Raw genomic sequence first — 18485 nt, forward strand, 5'->3', positions numbered from 1 at the left:
TTTCATGTCCGGTCTGATCCTGCCGTTCAAGGGCGCCGCCCCGACCATCGACGACGCCTGCTTCATCGCCCCCAACGCCACGGTGATCGGTGACGTGGTCATCGGCGCCGGGACCAGCGTCTGGTTCGGCTGCGTCATCCGCGGCGACGTTCATGAGATCCGCATCGGCGAACGCACCAACATCCAAGACGGCACCATCGTCCACGTCACCGGGGGCAAGCTGGGCACCTATATCGGTTCCGACATCACCATCGGCCACGGTGCGGTGCTGCACGCCTGCACCTTGGAAGATGGCTGCTTCGTCGGCATGGGCGCGGTGGTTCTGGACGGCGTCGTCGTCGAATCCGGGGCGATGGTGGCCGCCGGCGCGGTGGTGACGCCGGGCAAGCGGGTCAAGGCCGGCGAATTGTGGGCCGGCAATCCGGCCAAGCCGATGCGCCAACTGAAAGATGAAGAGATCGCCTTCTTCCCCAAGTCAGCGGCGAATTACAAGACCTTGGCCGATACCTATCGCCAAAGTCTAGGCTCGTAGAATGAAGGCCCGGCGTTTACCGAAAGGCAAGGCTTTCGGTAAACAGTGGCGGGATCGGCCAGAATCGGCCCTGACGCCCGAACACGGAGCCACCATATGAGCGAGAAACGGTCGAGAAGCGGCCTGTTGTCACGCATCGCCGCCCCCATCGCCAAGGCCGCGCGCCGCATGGCCCGGCGCGACGGCATTGACGAGATGTCGGAAAGCGACGCCGAGCGCGAGATGGAGCTGGCCCGCAAGGCCGCCCGCCGCGTCGATTCCGATTCCTTGACCTCGGAAGATTTCCGCTTGGCCATGGAGCAGGTCCTGCGCGAGGACCAGGGGCGTTTCGGCACCAAATTGCACGTGGTCTCGCTGGTGGAATTCCGCGAAGCGGTGGGGGAACGTTGGGCCCGCGTTTCCGACAAGGTGATGATGATCGCCGAAGGCGTTATCACCAAGCATCTGGGGAGTGGAAACCTGTTCGCCCGTCAGGGCACTGACTTTTTCACCCTGGTCTTTCGCACTTGCAGCGCCGATGAAGGCCGCATCCGCGCCCACACCATCGCCCAGGAATTGGGGACCCGGCTGGTTGGCGACCAATTCCAAGGCATCGACCGGCCCCTGGCCCTGTCGGCTGAAATGGATATCGCCGACGCATTGCAGATCGACGGCACCTTGAATCACCCGGCCATCCAACGGGCGGTGGGGGAAAAGCGAGCGTTATTGGCCGGCACCGTCAGCGACGCCAATTCGAAATCCTGGGTCCCGCCGCAAACCATCCCGCAGCCGGCCAAGGTGGGGCTCGGCCAGCACCATATCCTGACCGAGCCGGTCGCCCGGAAAAAAAGCAACGATGACCTGCCCAACGCCATCACCACCGGCGACAGCGTGCAGCCGGCCAAGGATCCCGGCTGGGTCGCCATGGAGGCGCCCAAGCGGCAAAAAGAGGCTGATGCCGCCTGGATCATTTTAGATACCGGGCCGCAGCAACCTCAGACCGCTCCCAGCGCCCCGGCCATCATTCCCTCGGCCCCGCCTTTGCTCGACACCTCGCGCCTGACATTGCTGTGGCGGCCGACCTGGATGGCCAACCCGCAAACCATCGGGGCGTATGTGGCGCGCATCCAACGCCAGGATAAAACCGACACCATCGCGCTGGACGGAACCCTGGCCTATCCGCGGGCGGACGAATCCTCGATTCTGACGCTGGACCGCTATTGCATCGCCAATGCCATGCGCGATTTCCGCGCCTCGGAAAGCGCCGGAAACGGCTCCACCGTGGTGGTTCCCATCCATTGGACCACCCTGGCCGCCGAAAACCGCATGGAATATCTGACCCCCTTCGCCGATATCACCCAAGATGCCCGCGCCGCCCGCGTGGTCATCGACCTGTTCGGCATTCCCGATCAGGCCAGCGCCCGCCAGATGGGCGAAATCATCGCCATCGCCAAGGGGCTGTGCCGCGAGGTCATGGTGCGAACGCGACTGACCGACAGCCGGGCCAAACTGGCCGCCGATTGCGGCGCCACCATGATCGGCATCGACCTGTCACAATTGCCGCCGGCCGAACGGACCGACGATGCGGCGCTGCTGCTCAGCCTGCGGCGCTTCCTCGAACAGGCCAGCACCTTCGGCTTGGGCGCCTATCTCTGGGGCGCACGCCGCCGTGCCGCCGTGGTCGGCGCGGTCCAAGGCGGCTTTGCCATGGTCAATGGCCCGGCGCTGATGAAGGACATCACCAAGCCGGCAAAGGTCCTGCCCGCCCCCAAGGCGCGTTTTACCGCCATGACCGGCTAGGTTTTTCGGCAGGCTTATCTGCCCGAACATCATCTGAATGGATCAAAGCACCACATGCGGGCCACCATCGCCACCATCGCCCTTCTGAGTGTGGTTGTCGGCGCCATCGCCCAGCCCTTGGGCGGCGGCGCCGCCGCCGGTTTTGTCGCGGCCTGCGGCCTGATCGTCTATGTGTTGCTGGAAGGCTGGAGCTGCCAAGGTAACGGCCGCATCATCTTGCTGATGGCGGCGACCGCCGCCATCGTCACCGTGATCGGTCATCCCGCACCTTGGGCCGTGCTGTCCAAGGCCGCCATGGCGGCGGCGGCGATCATCGGCTTGTTCACCGCCCTGGGGTTTTTGCGAGAAGCGGCGGAAAGTTCGGCCCTGGTGCAATCCTGTGGCGAATTGATGGTCCGCCAACCGCCGGGACGGCGTTATCTGGCCCTGACCCTGGGCAGCCATTTGATTTCCCTGGTGCTGAATTTCGGCGTCCTGCCGCTGCTGGGCACCATGGTGGTCAAGGGCAACACCCTCGAGGCGGCCGGAGGCGATCCCCGTATCGTCGCCATCCGTTCCCAACGCATGTTGTCGGCCATGCTGCGCGGCTTCGCCGTGATGACCGCATGGTCGCCGCTATCGGTTTCGTTCGCCGTCACCGTGACGGTCATCCCCGGCCTGCCGTGGCAATCCCTGTTGCTGGTCCAGGCGCTGCTGGCCGCTCTGTTGCTGATCCTGGGGCTGATCCTTGACCGCCGGGCCTTTCCACCATCGGGACAGGCCCTGCCCGGCATCGGCGGCGCCACCGACTGGAAGCCGGCATGGCGAATGGCGGCGCTGGTGGCGGCCGTGGTCATCGGGGCCATCGCCGTGGCCGAACTGCTGTCGCTGCGTCTGGTCCATGGCGCCATGATCGTGGTTCCGCCCGCCGCCTTGATCTGGCTGTGGGTACAGCAGCGCGATGTGCTGAACGTGTTCTATGGGCTGGGGCCGAAACTGCGCGTCAGCATGCCCGCTTTCCGCGACGAAGTGGCCATGCTGGGGGGCGCCATGTTCGTCGGCACCGTCGCCTCGGCCTTCCTGTCGGCGGAAAGCCTGGGCCAGATTATCGAAGGACTGGGGTTGCCACCGTTATTTCTGGTCATCCTGCTGGCCTGGGCGGTGATGATCCTGGCTCAATTGGGCATCTCGCAGATTCTCAGCGTCACCTTGCTGGGCGGGGCCTTGGTCCATGTGGCGCCGCCCTTGCTGCTGGCCAGCGCCCTGATGGGGGCCTGGGCCTTATCCGCCTGTTCCACCCCGGTGGGGGCCGCGGTGCTGACCGTCGCCCGCATCGGCAACGTCCCCGTCCGCCGGGTCGCCAGCGACTGGAATGGCCGCTTTGTTCTGGCTGGCGCCGTGGTCTTGGCGTTCTGGCTGGTCGGATTGGATGGGCTGCTCTTCGCGTTTGGCTGATGCGGGGGGACACGGCCTCGGCTACACTGCGCCGCATCAAGGCGGGTGAAATGGGCATGACGCGGCGGACAAGAATCATAGGTTTGGTGGCGGTGGCCCTGGTGGTCGCCGGATTGGGGGTTTTGCTGACCCGCGACTGGCGCAGCGCCATCATCGGTCTTAGCGCCCAAGCCGAACGAGCCTCAGGGCTGGGAATCGCCATCGACGGCAAGGCCCGGCTGGCCCTGTTGCCACTGGCCTTAACGGCCGAACAGGTGCGGCTGCACCGTGACGGCGCCCCCTTGGTTTCGGCCCAGCGGCTCTCGCTGCACCTGTCCTTGCCCGCCTTCCTGACCGGGCGTTTACAGGTCAGCGGCATCGCCCTGGACGAGGTCAAGCTGGGGCCGGTCGATCTTGACACCATCGAAGCGCGCTTCGCCGACCAGCGGTTGGATGGCTTCACCAAGGCTGGCGGCCATACCGTCACCTTCTCCGGCAATATCGACGCCGAGCAGAAAGCTTTCTTCCGGCTGACGGTGCCGACCGTGGGTTTGGCCCTGCATTTCGACGGCATGCTGGAAAGCGATCATGGAAACCCTGCGTTTTCCGGCCATCTCAGCCTGAACAGCGGCAATCTGGCGGCGCTTCTGCCGGCCTTGCCGTTGCCGTCGGGTCTGCTGGTCCGCGCCGAAGCGGACCTTGAGGCCGGCGATGGCCAGATCTCGCTGGTCAACCTGACCCTCGAAGGCAATGGCAGCCGCGCCGCGGGTTCCCTGGTCGCCCTCAGCGGCAGCCCGGCCTTGCTGGAAGCCGATCTTGGGATCGACGCCTTGGACCTGGACGCTTGGCATGCCAGCAAATCCACCGCCTTATCAGCCTTGCTGCCGCCGGCCCTGACACCGCCAAGCGAACACAAAGCGGCGGCTGAGCGCACGGCGCCGCAACCAGCCCCCGCCCCCCCGGCCCTCAGCTTGCCGACAGACCTGTTCGCCAGCGTGCGTTTGAATATCGACGCGGTGTCCTGGCACGGCCAAACCGTGCGCGATGTGCAAATTCAAGCCGGATTAGAGCAAGGCGAGGTGATCTTGCGCCATGCCCAGGCCAATATCCGCCCCAATCTGCGCCTGAATGCCGATGGCGCCTTGGCCGGCGCCCACTTCAAGGGCCGGCTCCGCCTGAATGGCCCAGGACTTTCCGGCCGCGCCGACCTGACCGCCGCCTGGCCCCAACTGGAATTGGCGGATATCCGCCTCAATCATGACGGCATGTTCGCCACCGGCCGGCTGGCGGCGGAATGGCAGGACGCCCTCCTCGCCGATTGGAGCGGCAGCATCGGCACCTGGCGCGACACCGCCCTCAAGCTTCGTCTGCGTCCCGGCAACGCCGGCTTCGAGGCCAGCGATATCAGTCTGCGCATTGATTCCCTGGCGCTCCACGGCCAGGGCAGCGCCGACTTTTCCGCCCCCCGCCCCCGCATCACCGCGGCGTTGCGCGGCGATGACCTTGATTTGTCGACCCTGCCCGGATCGCCCATCCCACCAGCGGTGACGCCGCGCAAGACCCTTGGCAAAACCTCGGCCCGCCCCCAACGCGCCCCTCCGCCGCAAAAGTCGGCTCCGACCAAATCCTCGCCGTTTTCAACCGCGCCCTTGGACTGGTCGGGACTGGAAATCGCCGATGGCGCCCTTACCGTGGAAGCCCATTCCCTGCGCGGCGGCTTCGGCCGATTGGAACAGCCGGCTTTGACCGTCAGCCTCAATAACGGGACCGCCAAACTGGAAAGCCTGCGGGCCGGATGGTTGGGAGGAACTCTCAGCGCCAGCGGCGGCGTCAGCGGCGGCGCGGTTCCCAGTCTGCGACTTGACGCCACGCTGACCGGCCTGGATCTGGCCCAGGCCAAACCGGATTTGGCCGGGTTATCCCTGGAAAAAGGCCGCCTGAACGCGCAGCTGCGCCTGCACAGCTTTGGCAAAAGCAGCCGCGACATGGCCGCCAACGCCCAAGGAGAGGGCCAAGTGGACGGCGGCGCCGGCATCATCGGCGGTTTGGATTTGCCCGCTATCAACGGGCAATTGGCCCGGATCGAAAATATCGGCAATGTTCTGGCCTTGGTCCAAACCGGATTGGGCGGCGGACAGACCCCCTATACGCGATTGTCCGGCCGGGTGACGGTCAAGGACGGCATCGCCCGCAGCCCCGATTTCACCCTGACCGCCACCGGCGGGACGCTCGCCGCCGACAGCGCCGTCAATTTGACCGAATGGAGCACTCAAACCTCCGTGTCGCTGGCCTTGGCCGCCTTGCCGTCAACCCCGATCGTCGTGCACCTGTCCGGCCCCATGGGAAGCCCGCGCAAGGTCGTCGATGTCAACGCCCTGCAAAAGGCCCTGGTGCAAAGCGGCCTCGGCCGCGCCCTGGGCAAGGTCGAGGGCGGAAGTGAGGAAAAAGCCAACGGCGGCAAAATCCTAAAAGACCTGTTCCGTGCCTTTGGCGGCAAGAATTAGCCGCTTCCAATCATCGGGCTCTGATCGGAAACGGCGGCGCTGAACACTCCTATCCTCGCACCGTCGTCAGGAAGTGCCGCACCTCGCCCCGCAAACGGTCGGTCTGATCATTCAAGCTCTTGGATGAATCCGACACCTGGGCCGCGTGGGCTCCCACCTCTTCGGTAACGGTGACCAAGCGGGTGATGAATTGCGACACGTCCTGCGCCCCCGTCGCCGCCTGATTGACATTGCGGCTGATTTCCTTGGTCGCCGCCGATTGCTCTTCCACCGCCGCGGCGATGGCCGAGGCCACTTCCGACATGGAGCCGATGGTCTGGCCGATGGCGCGGATGGCATCGACGGCGTCATGGGTGGCCGATTGCACCGCTAAAATCTGATCGGTGATCTCGCTGGTCGCCTTGGCCGTCTGCGTCGCCAAGCTCTTGACCTCGCCCGCCACCACGGCGAAGCCCTTGCCGGCATCGCCGGCGCGGGCCGCCTCGATGGTAGCGTTCAGCGCCAGCAGATTGGTCTGGTTGGCGATGGTGGAAATCAGCTTGACCACTTCGCCGATCCGCGACGCCGCCTCGGACAGACCGGCAATGCATTCATTGGTCTGGCTGGCCTTTTCCACCGCGTCGTCGGCGATGCGGGTGGAATGCTGCACTTGGCCGCTGATTTCATGAATGGAGGCCGACAATTCCTCGGTGGCGGCGGCCACGGTCTGAATATTGGCATTCACCTGTTCCGCCGCCCCGGCAACGCTGGTGGCGTCACACCGCGCATTTTCGGCGATATCAGCCATGCCGCGCGCCGCGCCGTCATTGACGCCGACGGCACCGCCCATGCCCTCGACCACGCCTTGGATCGAGGCTTCGAAGCTATCGGCGAGGTCCAGCATGGCTTGTCGCCGCTGCGCTTCGGTTTGCGCTTTCATCTGTTCTTGTTCGGCCCGCAGACGGGCGGCGGCGCCGGCCTCGTCGCGCAGCACGGCGATGGCCGTGGCCAACACCCCGATTTCATCGGCGCGGGTGATCGCCGGCACCTCGACCTGATAATCGCCCGCACTGATCTGGCCGGTCACCGTTGCCAATTGGCGCATGGGCTTGGCGATGGAACGGGCAATGGTCCAGGCGATCAACAGCACCACGGCTAAAATAGCCAGACTGATCAGGGCCAGGTCGCGCAAGGTTGCGCGGAAGGCGGCGTCCACATCGTCAAGATAGATGCCGGTGCCGACGAACCATTGCCACGGCTCGAAACCAACCACCGACGACACCTTACGCTCGGGAACATCCGAGCCCGCCTTGGGGAACCAGTAAAAAACATGCCCCCCCTTGCCCTTGGCCAGCTCGATCATCTTGGGCATATAAGCGAAGCCGTTGGCGTCTTGAGCATCAATGAAGTTCTTGCCTTCACGTTCCGGGCGCGGCCCCAACGCCACCGTATTGCCAAGGAAATCGTAAACGAAGAAGTAATCGCTGCCCGCATAGCGCATGCCGCGAATGGCCGCGGCGGCCAGCTTCTTCGCGGTCGCCTCGTCAAACTCGCCCTTTTTGCTGCGGGCATGGAATTCGCCGGCAATATCGCGCGCGGCCTCGGCCAGATTGCGGGTCTTGCCGATCGCCGCCTCCAGCTTTTCCTGTTTGACGAAATTGGCAGCGATGATGGTCAAGACCAACAGCCCCACCGCAGCCAAACCGGCCAAGGCGATCAGCGGCACCAGCACGGTCTTGGATTGAAACACAGATTTCTTCTGCATATCGTCCCCCAAGTCAGTTCACGCATGAGAGGAAGTATCTTTTGCAAAAATCAATGAATATAGAATTAGATCACATCTAATGTATTCAACAGACCTTTGCTCACAACCGTCTCTCCCGTCATATCGACGAAAAACATTACAGACAAAAGAACCAAGTCCAGAGTCTAAAATGTCCTTTTAGTCCGTTTGAACAGCACCGATCCTCTGTTTCGCGACAAAAGGAGGAGCGCCTCAAGCAAGAACGACAAAAGCCGAGAGACCCGCCCCCGGCTTTCGTCATTACCGTCTTTCCAACACTTCAGGCGGCCCGAACCGTAGCCAGGAAATTTTCCACCTCGCCCCGCAAGCGGCCGGTCTGGTCGTTCAGGCTATCGGACGAATGCGACACCTGGCTGGCGTGATGGCCGACCTCTTCGGTGACGGTGACCAAGCGGGTGATGAATTCCGACACTTCCTGCGCCCCCATCGCCGCCTGATTGACATTGCGGCTGATTTCCTTGGTCGCCGCCGATTGCTCTTCCACCGCCGCGGCGATGGTCGAGGCCACTTCCGACATGGAACCGATGGTCTGGCCGATGGCGCGGATGGCATCGACGGCGTCATGGGTGGCCGATTGCACCGCCAAAATCTGATCGGTGATTTCACTGGTCGCCTTGGCCGTCTGCGTCGCCAAACCCTTGACCTCGCCCGCCACCACGGCGAAACCCTTGCCGGCCTCGCCGGCGCGGGCGGCTTCGATGGTGGCGTTCAGCGCCAGCAGATTGGTCTGGTTGGCGATGGTGGAAATCAGCTTGACCACTTCACCGATCCGCGACGCCGCCTCGGACAGACCGGCAATGCATTCGTTGGTCTGGCTGGCCTTTTCCACCGCTTCGTCGGCGATGCGAGTGGAATGCTGCACTTGGCCGCTGATTTCATGGATGGAGGCCGACAATTCCTCGGTGGCGGCGGCCACGGTCTGAATATTGGCATTCACCTGTTCCGCCGCCCCGGCAACGCTGGTGGCGTCACACCGCGCATTTTCGGCGATATCGGCCATGCCGCGCGCCGCGCCGTCATTGACGCCGACGGCACTGCCCATGCCCTCGACCACGCCCCTGACGCTGCCTTCGAAGTTGTCGGCCAATTCCAGCATGGCGTGCCGGCGCTCTGTCTCGGCCCGCACCTTCATCTGTTCTTGTTCGGCCCGCAGACGGGCGGCGGCGCCGGCCTCGTCGCGCAGCACGGCGATGGCCGTGGCCAACACACCGATTTCATCGGCGCGGGTGATCGCCGGCACCTCGACCTGATAATCGCCCGCACTGATCTGGCCGGTCACCTTGGCCAATTGGCGCATGGGATTGGCGATGGAACGGGCGATGGCCCAGGCGATCAACAGCACCACGGCTAAAATAGCCAGACTGATCAGGGCCAGGTCGCGCAAAGTGTCACGGAAAGCGGCATCGACGTCGTCAAGATAGATGCCGGTGCCGACAACCCATTGCCACGGCTGATAGCCGACCACCGACGACACCTTGCGTTCCGGCACGGTAGCCCCAGCCTTGGGGAAAAAATAGAAGATGTGACCGCCCTTGAGCTTGGCCATTTCGATCATCTTGGGGATATAGACAAAGCCGTTGGCATCCTTGGACTCGATAAACGGCTTGCCTTCGCGTTCGGGCTTGGAACCATGGACGACATTGACGCCGGCATAATCATAGACGAAGAAATACTCGTCGCCGTCATAATGCATGCCGCGAATGGCGTTCTTGGCCAGCTTTTGCGCTGTCGCTTGATCGAATTCGCCCTTTTGCGCACGGGCATCGAATTCGGCGGCGATATCACGCGCCGCCTCCACCAGATTGCGGGTCTTGCCGATCGCCGCATCCAGCTTTTCCTGCTTGACGAAATCGGCGGCGACGACGGTCAACCCCAACAGGCCAACCGCGCTTAGGGCTACCAGCCCCAGCAGCCGCACCATGATGGATTTAATCTGAAACGATGATTTCGCCGCCATGGCCGCTACTCCCCCGTCACCTTCCCCCCCAACCGCCGCATCGTCGCGGGCCGGCATCGGATGGAAACACCTGTGGTCCAGAGATGGTACATCCGGCTTCGCCAGGACAGCCATCGTGCTTAGGACGCAAAACAGGTGATGATTCAGCAGGATACAGACGGAAAAGTCAATACTTTCGTATCAGGCCACAGGCCATAAGGCCTAATCGTGTTCGGCCTCTGGGCCGGCATCCACATCAATGGGCACGCCCGGCTGATGCTTGGAATTACGGATGGCCAGCGAGCTTTTGACGTGGCTGATATTGGGGGCGGCGGTCAGCCGGGTGGTGAGGAAGCGCTGATAATCGTCCCAGTCATGGGCGACGATTTTCAGCAGGAAATCAGTTTCCCCGGCCAGCATGTGGCATTCCCGCACCTCGGCCCAGCCCAGGACCAGTTCCTCGAAAGCGCGCAAATCGGCCTCGGCCTGGCTGTTCAGTCCGACATGGGCGAACACGGTCACATTGAAGCCTAACGCATGAGGCTCGATCTCGGCATGATAGCCGCGGATATAGCCCGCCTCCTCCAGCGCCCGAACACGGCGCAGGCAGGGAGGGGCGGAAATGCCGGCACGGCGCGCCAGTTCGACATTCGTCATCCGACCATCGGCTTGCAAATCCGCCAGAATTCGACGGTCGATGCGGTCCAACTTGACCCGCTGCATTAGGGAACTCCAAAAGCGAGGCGATTTACGAAATTATATTACCTCGGCAATTCTCATCCGCCAAGGCCCACGTTGCGGCGCCACAAGACTTTGCGTATTTTCCTTGCGCAAAAGCCCGGATAGACGCAACCCCTGGTGCGAATAACTCTCTTTTCAGGTCGCACCCCGCTCGACCTTGTTAAAATCATTCCACCTTGCACCCCCACCCCCAGCGGTTTAAATTGCCACACGTTTCACATTCCCTATCTTTCGAGGAGCCCGTTAGGATGTCCGACGCCGTCAATCCCATGAGCCTGGTGACCACCGCCGCCCCGGATTTCACCGCCCCGGCGGTGATGCCCGACAATTCCATCGACGAAGGCTTCAACCTGAAGTCCTATCTGGCTGGCTCCTACGGTCTGGTGTTCTTCTATCCGCTCGACTTCACTTTCGTCTGCCCCTCGGAAATCTTGGCCCATGACCATCGCGTCAAGGCCTTGGCGGAAAAGAATTGCAAGGTCGTCGCCGTCTCGGTGGATTCCCATTTCACCCATCTGGCCTGGAAGAATACCTCGGTGGACAAGGGCGGCCTCGGCAACGTCCAGTTCCCCATGGTCGCGGATCTGACCAAGTCCATCGCCAAATCCTATGGCGTTTTGATCAACGACGCCGTCGCCCTGCGCGGTTCGTTCCTGATCGACAAGAACGGCAACGTCCAGGTCGCCCACGTCAACAATCTGCCGCTGGGCCGCAACGTCGACGAGATGCTGCGTCTGGTCGACGCGTTGCAGTTCCACGAGGAACACGGCGAAGTCTGTCCGGCCGGTTGGCAGAAGGGCAAGGCCGGCATGACCGCCAGCCCCGATGGCGTCGCCCAGTATCTGGCCGCGCACGCCAGCGAGCTGTAATTCACCCTAACGGTGGATCGGCGGGGGCGCGGGGAAATCTCGCGCCCTTTTTCCGTTTCCGATCATCACCTTGCACCAAGCCGTGCCACGCCTTATCTTCTGTCGAGTTTCGGAGCCCAAGGAATCCCCATGGCCACCCATCGCACCAAAGTCCTGATCCTGGGATCGGGCCCGGCCGGCTGCACCGCCGCCATCTATGCCGCTCGCGCCAATCTCGAGCCGATTCTCGTCGCCGGATTACAGCCGGGCGGTCAATTGACCATCACCACCGACGTCGAGAATTATCCCGGCTTCGCCGCCCCCATCCAGGGGCCGTGGCTGATGGAGCAGATGCAGGCCCAAGCCGAGCATGTGGGGGCGCAATTCCTGTACGACACCATCGTCGATGTCGATTTGTCCAAGCGGCCATTCGTGGCCAAGGGCGATTCCGGCGACGAATATGTCGGCGACACCCTGATTATCTGTACCGGCGCCACCGCGCGCTGGCTCGGCCTTGACTCCGAACAGAAATATCAAGGCGCCGGCGTTTCCGCCTGCGCCACCTGCGATGGTTTTTTCTTCCGCAACAAGGAAGTCGTGGTGGTCGGCGGCGGCAATTCCGCCGTCGAAGAAGCGATCTATCTGGCCGGCATCGCCAGCAAGGTCACCCTGGTTCACCGCCGCGACAGCCTGCGCGCCGAAAAGATCGCCCAAGACCGCCTGTTCGCCAATCCCAAGGTGCATGTGGTCTGGGATAGCGCCATCGACGAAATCCTGGGCGAAGGCACGCCGCCCGGCGTCACCGCCGTGCGCCTCAAGAACGTCAAGACCGGCCAAACCAGCGAACTGGCCTGTGACGGCGTGTTCATCGCCATCGGCCACACGCCCAATACCGACCTGTTCAAGGGGGCGGTGACCATCGACGCCGAAGGCTATATCGTCACCGCCGCCGGCGCCACCAGCACCAACATCTCCGGTGTTTACGCCGCCGGCGATGTCCAAGACAAGATCTACCGCCAAGCGGTCACCGCCGCCGGCACCGGCTGCATGGCGGCATTGGAAGCGGAACGTTTCCTCGCCATCCATGGACACGACGCCTAACTTACGGCAACATTACAGTTGAACTGGTAACGTGGCCATCGGGGGCCACGTTTTCCGGTTCCCCGGAAAGGAGCCGGCGTTAGAACATGGATTGGGACAAACTCAGGGTCTTCCATGCGGTGGCGGAAGCGGGCAGCTTCACCCATGCGGGCGAGGTCCTGAACCTCAGCCAGTCGGCCGTCAGCCGCCAGATCAGCGCCCTCGAGGAAAGCTTGAATCTGCCGCTGTTCCATCGTCACGCCCGCGGCCTGATCCTAACCGAGCAAGGCGAGTTGCTGTACAAGACAGCACGGGAAATATTTTCCAAACTGGCCATGACCGAGGCGCTGCTGACCGAAAGTCGCGAGCGCCCGCAAGGCCCGTTGAAGATCACCACGACCGTGGCCTTTGGCTCGCTGTGGCTGACGCCCCGGATCAAGGAATTCCTTGACCTTTATCCCGATATCGCCGTCACCATGGTGCTTTATGACGGTGAATTGGATTTGGCCATGCGCGAAGCCGATGTCGCCATCCGCATGATGCCGCCGCGTCAGCCCGACCTGATTCAGCGCCACCTGCTGACCATGCATTACAATGTCTACGCCGCGCCGGAATACCTGAAAAAATACGGCATGCCGAAGACGGCCGAGGATTTGGACAACCACCACATCGTCATCTATGGCGACGACGCCCGGGTGTCGCCGCCAGTGGCCAACGTCAATTGGCTGCTGGAAACCGGGGCGACACCGTCTAGCCCGCGACGGCCGGTGCTGGAAGTCAACAACATCTACGGCATCTATCGGGCGGTGAAATCAGGCCTGGGTATCGCCGCCCTGCCCGATTACATGACCACCGAGGCCGATAATCTGGTCCATGTGCTGCCCGAGTTGAAGGGGCCGAAGCTGGACACCTATTTCGTCTATCCGGAAGAATTGCGCCACTCCAAGCGCATCACCGTCTTCCGCGACTTCCTGCTGCACAAGATTCAGGAATCCCTGTAGGCACGCATCGCCATGCCGCGCGTTGACGCCCGTCAACCGCGTCAAGGCGCATGCCCTGTCAACATGCCTCAATTCCAAGCAGGATAAGGCCTTGGCCTTTGGTATGCACACTTTGCATGCCCCCACTGCCATTTTTCCCATGGTTCCGCACCGCAACATCTCGTACAAGTGGCCATCGGCTGTTGCAACGCAACACCGACAGAGTTTCGGCAAGCCATGCTTGCCGTTTCCCGAGGTCTCCTCGGGATATCCAGGGTCCTAGTTGGATCCTACGTCTCCTAGACGTGAAGCCTCCCTGTTTGACTTAGGCCCCGGTGCATAACCGGGGCCTCTCTTTTTGTGCGGGTTCCAACGGGTCTGGGCTTGTGGCAACGAAGCCCAGGACGCCGCCCATGTGGCGGGGGAGGGATTACCCGCCCGCCGATCGCCATCCCGTATCCATGCAGGTTGACGTGATCCCCCCTGATCGTTCTTAACCCCGAACCGAGGCCAGGGCCGATCAACATACATCTATTAACTTCATAAATTGCATTCCATACCACCAAGGGCTAAGGTTGATCCTATTGCACGTCGCTTTTCCCATAGGATCGGATGATGACATCTGTCCAAAAGCCACGTATCGACATTTCATCCACCGTCATTCCCGCCGATGGAATGCCCTGTTTGCGGGTCTGTGTCTCGGGAAGCGCGACCATCGAAGTGATCGGATCTTGTAAGGATGCCTTCCTCGGCCTTCTGGGGCGCGGCGATGACGTATCCGTCGAAATCCGAACAGAAACCATCGACTTTTCATTTCTGCAACTGATCGCGGCCGCGCGAAAATCCCTCAAATTGCAGGGGCGACAGGTGCATTTGCATGGAACGGCCATCTTTGCCGCAGCCTTGGAAAGTGCAGGATTTCGCATGAACTGCCTGCCGCTTGAAGACGCCGTCGAAGCTAAGAACGGCGACGGGGCGAAGAACGGCGACGGGGCGGACGGACATCATGACGATGACGCCCTCGCCCCCCTAAGCCACGAGAGCTTACAAAGTCGTCTCGCCGCACTTCCCGAGGCTATGGTCTCGGCCCTCGCCACCGCCGCAGCGACGCTCAATCCCCAGAAAGTATCAGAAATCATCGATGCCATTGCTCGGCACGACGCCCTCCTGGCCCAAGAATTGACCTCTCAGGCGGAGAAGTTCCATTACTATGCGATTCTCGACGCCATCGAGATCAAGACATGACGGAAACTTCCGGGTTTTCGGCTTCGGGACTTGAAGGCGCGCCCTTCGTCGCGGCCGATATCTTGGTGGTTGATGATAGCCCATCGAACCTGTCGTATCTGTCGGGTATCATTTCCGAGCAAGGACATATGCCCAGGCTGGCCATTTCCGGAAAGCTTGCCCTGACGGCGGCGAAAGCGGAGATTCCCGACCTCATCTTGCTTGACGTTATGATGCCGGAAATTGATGGCTTCGAGGTCTGCCGGCGCCTGAAAAGCGATCCGCGGACTCGCGATATTCCGGTGATTTTCGTCAGTTCCATGTCGGACCCTCAAGAGAAGGTGAGGGCCTTCACCGCCGGGGGCGTCGATTACGTGACCAAGCCCTTCGCAACCGAAGAGATCGTCGCCAGAATTCGCACCCATCTTGAAATATCCCGGATGCGGACGCGACTCTTGGAGCAAAACGCGGAACTCGAAGAAGCCCGCCGCTCATTGGAAACGCGCCTTGATGAGCAGACCCACTCGACGCAACTGGCGCTTCTCAATCTGATCGACAAGGAAAAGACCCTCGATACGGTCGAGAGCGATCTTCAGCATACGGTCGAAGCCTTGTCCCGCTCCCATGCGGAGCTTGATCGCTTTGCCGCCATCGCCGCACATGACCTCCAGGAACCGTCTCGGGCCGTTATTCTTTTCGCCCAATTGCTGCAAAGGCGGCTGGGCGAGGCGATGGATACGACGACGATCGAATACCTGGAATACATCGTGGGGGCGGCGCGGCAGATGATGACGTTGGTCCAGGACCTCCTGGCCTATACGGAGCGCTTTCACCAAAATTACGCCCTCGAACGCGTGGATTGCGACAAGGTCCTCAAGATCGTTCTGAAAAAAATGGAGCCGGCTCTCGTCACGTCCGCGGCAAAGATCACCTCGCGGCCACTGCCGACGGTTGTCGCGAATGAGGCGGAATGCATCGAACTCTTCGAGCAACTCATCGGCAACAGCATCAAATTTTCCCGTCACGGCGCCCCCCCGGAAATCGAGATTGCCGCCACCGTCGATGGTGAAGAGTGCGAATTCACCATCACGGACAATGGCATCGGGATCGAGGAAATCTATCTGGAAAGGATTTTTGGTCTTTTTATGCGCCTTCACACCCGACAGAGATATCCAGGCAACGGCGTTGGCCTTGCCCTTTGTAAAACGATCGTCGAATCCCTTGGCGGCTCGATCAAAGCGACATCAGAGGCAGACAAGGGAACGACGATACATTTCTCCTTACCGGTTACAGACGAACAGGTCTAAATATTTATTCATAGTTTTGAATTGGCGACTTAAGTAGCAGCATGATGGATATTATGTCTCGTGATGATACAAACTGGCGTCCGTGGCTTGATCAAGCGATCTTGGTCATGAAAACATTGCGCAGTCTTCACGAGCCGTCAGAGACGGCTTTCCTCGACATCGGCGAGCGCTTGCGCGAGGCCCATGGGGCATCGCGCAATCTTGCCGCCATGGCCAGCGCCCTTTCCCTCAGCATGTCGGAAGAGGGAGTTCTTAAAACCCTCAATGATTTGGACCGCGACATTGTCCTGGTTAACGCCCTTTTAAACGGTCGCGGCGAGCGCCAGTCGGGACTGAAGGGGATCTGCGATTCGGCGGAACGTATTGATGTCTTGCTGCGCTCTCTCCTCAAGACCATGGGATACGTCCGTATTTTGGCGACGAATGCCAAAATTGAGGCGACCCAGGTCTCGAATCTCGACGTCGATTTTCAGGTCTTCACCCGCGAGATCGAACGTCTTGCGTTGAATGGCGACAAGACTGTCCTCGGCATCCGAAACGAGCTCACCGCGTTGGAAAAGACGTCGCGGGATGCCTTCGAGGCCCTGACCCGCTTTGACATCGGCCACCGCCAAGAACTGGAGGATGTATCGCGACGGCTGCGCGATTCCGTGGCCGCCCTCAAGAACAAGCAACTGCGTGCCGCAGAAGTCCTGCAGGCAATTCCCGATGAGTTGGAAGGGGCCGCACGCAGCATCGGCGAGGTCGTATCCGCGCTTCAGATCAGCGATATGACCCGGCAGCGGATCGAGCATGTCGAGCATGCCTTGGACACCTTGGCCTCGGCGTTGTCGGCCGGGACCGATCACAATGATGTGCAAGGCCTTGGGCAAGAACAGCTTCTCGTCTTCATCAGCGGCATCTGTAGCCTTCAGGCGCATCAGGTGCAAAGCATCCGCGACGCCTTCGCTGAAAAGGTCGCCATGATCAGATCCAGTCTCAAATCATTGACGACGCGGATCGACGCCATTGGCCAAAAGGCCGAAGACGTGCATTCCGGCGGACAAGAAAATGGGTCGTCATTCCTGCTTGAAGTCGAAAAAGATTTGGAAACGACAGCTAAAATTCTGGCGGTTTTTTCCACGGCGATGCAGGAAATGGAACACAGCCTCGGGCTTGTCACGGATAAGGCCAAAGGCATCGGCAGTGCTTTGGCGGCAGTTCGCGACGTCGATGCCGACATGCACCTCATGGGACTTAATGCTTCGATTAAATGCGGCAAGTTGGGAACCAAAGGGAGGGCGCTGAACGTCATCGCCGGAGAAATCCAGGCAAGCGCCCGAGAAACGCAAAAACAGGTGGATCAGACCGCGTCGGGCTTGAATGCGATCAACGCCAGCGTCCGCTCCTTGATGGAAGGCGAGAGCGAAGGACAGCAGGCAATTTCCGTCGCCCCCCTTCAGACATCGCTTATCCAGGCGGTCGGGGCTTTGCGGCAAGTCGGCGGGAAATCGGCGAAAGTTCTTGCGGAGATCCGCAAGCAGGGCGGTGAGGTGATTGCGGCCATCGACAATTCTTTGGCCGTATTCACCATCGCAGAGACGATGCAAGATATTTTTAACCAAGCCGCCAACCAGTTGCACGCCGTCGCTAAAGACAGCGATCCCGGCTTGACCGGAGAAGAGATGGAGCGTGCCAAGCAAAAGGTGGTGGAATTCATGCACGCCCATTACACCATGGTCAGCGAACGCGACGTTCACCAAGCCCTGTTCTCCACCACGTCAGAAGAGCACGAAACAGATATTGTGGACGGCGATCTATTGGACGTCCTGTTTTAACTTTCCCCTCCTCTCTACCGATGATCGGCTGAGGCGGGGTGGTCCAACTCGTTCTTGATCTTCCGCAGCCAGACATCCCCGGTGGACGTCAGCATCTTGATCATGACGCCCGACGACCCCAGAACCCGTTTACTGGAAATTTGAATTTTTTGCCGCTTCAGCTCTTCAAGCGCCACGTTAACGTTTCGCCGGCCAACTTGAATGCCGCAATCCAGCGAGGTCAGCGTTCCGCCTCCGCCGAAAACCTTGGCGCGAAGATTGAATGGAACCACCCCCAAACGCATCATCTCGTCGAGCAGGGTTTCGATCGCGAAGGGGCCGTGGCGCAGTGTCGCCGTTTTGGTGTCTGGATTATCAGGAAAGATATAGTGGTTCATGCCGCCGATCGCCTGGATCGGATCGAAAAGACAGACCGACACGCAGGAACCAAGAATGGTGGTCACCACATGAGGTTCCCGAGAACAAAACATCTCACCAGGTTTCAGAAAGACCGTCGGCAATGTGCTTTCGATGGAAAGGTTTCGGGTCATTATTCGTGAAA

At 61.1% G+C, this 18485-nt stretch carries 14 protein-coding genes; 10 read left to right on the top strand and 4 right to left on the bottom strand.

Annotation, left to right across the window (positions count from 1 at the left end):
* Positions 1 to 4: 4 nt before the first annotated feature.
* The 4 genes from KEC16_RS12085 to KEC16_RS12100 all read left to right on the top strand — a co-directional run bounded on the left by KEC16_RS12085 (position 5) and on the right by KEC16_RS12100 (position 6228).
* Complete coding sequence (locus KEC16_RS12085) at positions 5 to 532, top strand: gamma carbonic anhydrase family protein (RefSeq protein WP_211549229.1); 528 nt, start codon at positions 5 to 7, stop codon at positions 530 to 532.
* A 96-nt stretch (positions 533 to 628) separates the two neighbouring features.
* Positions 629 to 2311 carry a hypothetical protein gene (locus tag KEC16_RS12090; RefSeq protein WP_211549231.1) on the top strand — a complete coding sequence of 561 codons (1683 nt, stop codon included), beginning with the start codon at positions 629 to 631 and terminating at the stop codon, positions 2309 to 2311.
* A gap of 54 nt (positions 2312 to 2365) precedes the next feature.
* Positions 2366 to 3745: a hypothetical protein gene (locus tag KEC16_RS12095; protein WP_211549233.1), complete on the top strand. Its 1380-nt coding sequence runs from the start codon at positions 2366 to 2368 to the stop codon at positions 3743 to 3745.
* The gene (locus tag KEC16_RS12100) at positions 3745 to 6228 is read left to right on the top strand and encodes an AsmA family protein (protein WP_211549235.1); all 2484 of its coding nucleotides are present in this window, start codon (positions 3745 to 3747) and stop codon (positions 6226 to 6228) included. Before KEC16_RS12095 ends, KEC16_RS12100 begins: the two co-directional genes overlap by 1 nt.
* Before the next feature lie 49 nt (positions 6229 to 6277).
* Here KEC16_RS12100 and KEC16_RS12105 read toward each other — a convergent pair whose 3' ends face one another.
* The 3 genes from KEC16_RS12105 to KEC16_RS12115 all read right to left on the bottom strand — a co-directional run bounded on the left by KEC16_RS12105 (position 6278) and on the right by KEC16_RS12115 (position 10670).
* On the bottom strand, positions 6278 to 7972 hold the full coding sequence (locus KEC16_RS12105) for a methyl-accepting chemotaxis protein (RefSeq protein ID WP_211549237.1): 1695 nt from the start codon (positions 7970 to 7972) through the stop codon (positions 6278 to 6280).
* A 298-nt stretch (positions 7973 to 8270) separates the two neighbouring features.
* Positions 8271 to 9968, bottom strand: a complete 1698-nt coding sequence (locus KEC16_RS12110; protein ID WP_211549239.1) for a methyl-accepting chemotaxis protein — start codon at positions 9966 to 9968, stop codon at positions 8271 to 8273.
* Between the two features lie 201 nt (positions 9969 to 10169).
* On the bottom strand, positions 10170 to 10670 hold the full coding sequence (locus KEC16_RS12115; RefSeq protein ID WP_211549241.1) for an Lrp/AsnC family transcriptional regulator: 501 nt from the start codon (positions 10668 to 10670) through the stop codon (positions 10170 to 10172).
* Positions 10671 to 10936: 266 nt separating this feature from the next.
* Between KEC16_RS12115 and KEC16_RS12120 the strand changes: the two genes are divergently transcribed.
* From KEC16_RS12120 to KEC16_RS12145, 6 genes are all read left to right on the top strand, one after another.
* Complete coding sequence (locus KEC16_RS12120) at positions 10937 to 11557, top strand: peroxiredoxin (RefSeq protein ID WP_211549243.1); 621 nt, start codon at positions 10937 to 10939, stop codon at positions 11555 to 11557.
* 129 nt (positions 11558 to 11686) lie between these two features.
* Positions 11687 to 12637 carry a thioredoxin-disulfide reductase gene (trxB, locus tag KEC16_RS12125; RefSeq protein WP_211549245.1) on the top strand — a complete coding sequence of 317 codons (951 nt, stop codon included), beginning with the start codon at positions 11687 to 11689 and terminating at the stop codon, positions 12635 to 12637.
* Positions 12638 to 12723: 86 nt separating this feature from the next.
* Positions 12724 to 13617, top strand: a complete 894-nt coding sequence (locus KEC16_RS12130; RefSeq protein WP_211549247.1) for a LysR family transcriptional regulator — start codon at positions 12724 to 12726, stop codon at positions 13615 to 13617.
* Positions 13618 to 14208: 591 nt separating this feature from the next.
* A complete protein-coding gene (locus KEC16_RS12135) occupies positions 14209 to 14841 on the top strand; it encodes an STAS domain-containing protein (protein WP_211549249.1) in 633 nt (210 codons plus the stop codon).
* Positions 14838 to 16127 (top strand): sensor histidine kinase, encoded by a 1290-nt coding sequence (locus KEC16_RS12140; RefSeq protein WP_211549251.1) that lies wholly within the window; start codon positions 14838 to 14840, stop codon positions 16125 to 16127. The genes KEC16_RS12135 and KEC16_RS12140 overlap by 4 nt, the downstream gene beginning before the upstream one ends.
* Positions 16128 to 16234: 107 nt before the next feature.
* The gene (locus tag KEC16_RS12145; protein ID WP_211549253.1) at positions 16235 to 17944 is read left to right on the top strand and encodes a methyl-accepting chemotaxis protein; all 1710 of its coding nucleotides are present in this window, start codon (positions 16235 to 16237) and stop codon (positions 17942 to 17944) included.
* A gap of 14 nt (positions 17945 to 17958) precedes the next feature.
* Here the strand turns inward: KEC16_RS12145 and KEC16_RS19855 are convergent, their stop codons facing one another.
* Positions 17959 to 18387: a chemotaxis protein CheD gene (locus KEC16_RS19855; RefSeq protein ID WP_211549254.1), complete on the bottom strand. Its 429-nt coding sequence runs from the start codon at positions 18385 to 18387 to the stop codon at positions 17959 to 17961.
* Positions 18388 to 18485 lie beyond the last annotated feature (98 nt).

Source organism: Magnetospirillum sulfuroxidans, from assembly GCF_018224925.1.
Taxonomy (GTDB): domain Bacteria; phylum Pseudomonadota; class Alphaproteobacteria; order Rhodospirillales; family Magnetospirillaceae; genus Magnetospirillum; species Magnetospirillum sulfuroxidans.

What these genes read in the sequence shown, in the direction of transcription:
- KEC16_RS12085 (WP_211549229.1), top strand. Translation starts at nt 5, where the DNA reads ATGTCCGGTCTGATCCTGCCGTTCAAGGGCGCCGCCCCGACCATCGAC.
- KEC16_RS12090 (WP_211549231.1), top strand. Translation starts at nt 629, where the DNA reads ATGAGCGAGAAACGGTCGAGAAGCGGCCTGTTGTCACGCATCGCCGCC.
- KEC16_RS12095 (WP_211549233.1), top strand. Translation starts at nt 2,366, where the DNA reads ATGCGGGCCACCATCGCCACCATCGCCCTTCTGAGTGTGGTTGTCGGC.
- KEC16_RS12100 (WP_211549235.1), top strand. Translation starts at nt 3,745, where the DNA reads ATGCGGGGGGACACGGCCTCGGCTACACTGCGCCGCATCAAGGCGGGT.
- KEC16_RS12105 (WP_211549237.1), bottom strand. Translation starts at nt 7,972, where the DNA reads ATGCAGAAGAAATCTGTGTTTCAATCCAAGACCGTGCTGGTGCCGCTG.
- KEC16_RS12110 (WP_211549239.1), bottom strand. Translation starts at nt 9,968, where the DNA reads ATGGCGGCGAAATCATCGTTTCAGATTAAATCCATCATGGTGCGGCTG.
- KEC16_RS12115 (WP_211549241.1), bottom strand. Translation starts at nt 10,670, where the DNA reads ATGCAGCGGGTCAAGTTGGACCGCATCGACCGTCGAATTCTGGCGGAT.
- KEC16_RS12120 (WP_211549243.1), top strand. Translation starts at nt 10,937, where the DNA reads ATGTCCGACGCCGTCAATCCCATGAGCCTGGTGACCACCGCCGCCCCG.
- trxB (WP_211549245.1), top strand. Translation starts at nt 11,687, where the DNA reads ATGGCCACCCATCGCACCAAAGTCCTGATCCTGGGATCGGGCCCGGCC.
- KEC16_RS12130 (WP_211549247.1), top strand. Translation starts at nt 12,724, where the DNA reads ATGGATTGGGACAAACTCAGGGTCTTCCATGCGGTGGCGGAAGCGGGC.
- KEC16_RS12135 (WP_211549249.1), top strand. Translation starts at nt 14,209, where the DNA reads ATGATGACATCTGTCCAAAAGCCACGTATCGACATTTCATCCACCGTC.
- KEC16_RS12140 (WP_211549251.1), top strand. Translation starts at nt 14,838, where the DNA reads ATGACGGAAACTTCCGGGTTTTCGGCTTCGGGACTTGAAGGCGCGCCC.
- KEC16_RS12145 (WP_211549253.1), top strand. Translation starts at nt 16,235, where the DNA reads ATGAAAACATTGCGCAGTCTTCACGAGCCGTCAGAGACGGCTTTCCTC.